The organism is Neptunicella marina, from assembly GCF_014270035.1.
GTDB classification, from domain to species: domain Bacteria; phylum Pseudomonadota; class Gammaproteobacteria; order Enterobacterales; family Alteromonadaceae; genus Neptunicella; species Neptunicella marina.
Map to the genome: position 1 here is coordinate 1 of NZ_JACNEP010000040.1, position 1,367 is coordinate 1,367.

The 1,367-nt window shown below is 44.6% G+C and carries 1 protein-coding gene; it reads left to right on the top strand.

The genetic code is table 11. The features are described 5' to 3' along the window. Positions 1-73: 73 nt before the first annotated feature. The gene (locus H8B19_RS18805; RefSeq protein ID WP_186508690.1) at positions 74-1,108 is read left to right on the top strand and encodes an IS110 family RNA-guided transposase; all 1,035 of its coding nucleotides are present in this window, start codon (positions 74-76) and stop codon (positions 1,106-1,108) included. Positions 1,109-1,367: the final 259 nt, after the last annotated feature.

Consider the following 1,367-nt stretch of genomic DNA (forward strand, 5'->3'; position numbering starts at 1 on the left):
TTGGCCGAACGATGTATGGACTCCACCACCTTACCTGCGTAACGTGGAGTCACCAAACCAAAGGAGTCCATACATGAATAATCGTACCGTACTAGCATTAGATTTAGCAAAACGCGTTATCCAAGTCTGTAAAGTGACAGGTGAAGGTGAAATTAAGTTTAATAAGGCTATGTCACCTGATGCCGTGAGAACGCTATTAACCAATACCAAGCCATGTATTGTGGCCATGGAAGGATGCGGCAGCTTTCATTATTGGGGGAGGCTTGCTCAGGAATTAGGTCACGAAGTCAGGGCAATGCCGCCAATAAAGGTAAAACCCTTTATTGGTAAGCAAAAGACCGATGCCAATGATGCGGTGGGTATTTTTGTTGCCAGCAAACAACCAAGCATGACATTTAGCCCTGTAAAATCGGTTTCTCAACACACTATTCAGTCCATTCAAACATCACGACGTCTGTTAGAGAAAACCCTGAAATCCACGAGCAATCATATCGGTGCTCTTCTTTATGAATATGGCATTATCCTCGGGAAAGGAAAAAAGTCGCTACGAGAAGGTATGGTGACATATCTGGACCCATTATCTACGTGTTTAACTGAGCCCCTTAAGCTGTTACTCGGAAGCCTTTGGCAGCAATATCAATCAACATTAGTTCAATTTGAGCAACTATCGACACAACTCAGCCAACAGATAAAACAGCTAGAGCCTTGCCGACGTTTGATGGCGTTGGAAGGTGTCGGTGAAATCGGTGCTGCTGGCTTATATGCCAGCCTGGGGGATGGCTCTGGATTTAAAAATGGCCGACAGGCTTCGGCTTATATTGGTGTGACACCAAAACAACGCAGTAGTGGAGGGAAAGTGGTGATGGTAGGTATTGATAGTCACAGTGGCGATAAATCCTTACGGGCGATACTCTTTCTGGGGGCATTGGCGGCAATTGCTCAATTACCGAGTGAACCCAAGACGGAAAAGCAACGGTGGTTGATTGCATTAATTAAACGAGCCGGCGTGAAGAAAGCGTGTATCGCATTGGTCAATAAAACCATTAGAACAGCTTGGGCATTACTGCGATATAGTCAGCCATATCAACCCAAAGCAATAGCCATTTAAATCAAACAGCGCAAAGCGTTAGTCAGGTTCAGCAACAATGCATTAATCAAAAGGTAAGACCAACCTTCTGAAAACCTGTAACACGATGAAGCGATAATACGCTATCGGAACGATAAGGACAGAAGGTGCGAATACATCAAGGGTTAGAAGATAGCGTCTTCAATGAAAAACCGTATATACGCTCGCATCTTAATTTTGAAAATGCAGGTTGCTAAACAGGTGGAGTCCATATACGTCGTGTTCGGCCATTCGAAAGCCA

Bases quoted from the DNA above. Each gene is read 5' to 3' on its own strand.
- H8B19_RS18805 (WP_186508690.1), top strand. From the start codon at position 74: ATGAATAATCGTACCGTACTAGCATTAGATTTAGCAAAACGCGTTATC.